Genomic DNA, 427 nt, shown 5'->3' on the forward strand with positions numbered 1-427 from the left:
TCAAAGAGCTTTTTCTTATTTCTAAGAAATTGTTGATGTTGCGGATCCGATCCGCGTGAACCCTTGCGGTTCCTACATCTTAGCTTGTTTCCCGTCGTTTGCGTTGGGGTTGCAAAGGTAGTGAAAATTCCGTTTCTGTCAAATTTATTTTGAAGTTTTTTGAAGATCAACTTCGCTATAAAGACCTACCTTAAAGAGGATAAAAAAACTCCGGAACTGGAAGCTCCGGAGCTTTCTAATAAATATGGCAGCTACCTACTCTCCCGCATTGTGGTGCAGTACCATCGGCCATAAGGGGCTTAACTTCTCTGTTCGGAATGGGAAGAGGTGAACACACTTAGCAAAATCACCATCAGATTTTCAAGATCTTTTATTACCATTACGGTAACGCAATCAGTTGCATATTGGAAAAGTTATACTACAATCT

Annotated in this window: 1 rRNA gene; it reads right to left on the reverse strand. The window is 40.5% G+C overall.

Annotation, left to right across the window (positions count from 1 at the left end):
• Nucleotides 1–242 precede the first annotated feature (242 nt).
• Nucleotides 243–354 (reverse strand): 5S ribosomal RNA (gene rrf, locus BW716_RS35680).
• Nucleotides 355–427: the final 73 nt, after the last annotated feature.

Origin of the sequence: [Flexibacter] sp. ATCC 35208 (genome assembly GCF_001975825.1) — a bacterium.
Classification (GTDB): domain Bacteria; phylum Bacteroidota; class Bacteroidia; order Chitinophagales; family Chitinophagaceae; genus Chitinophaga.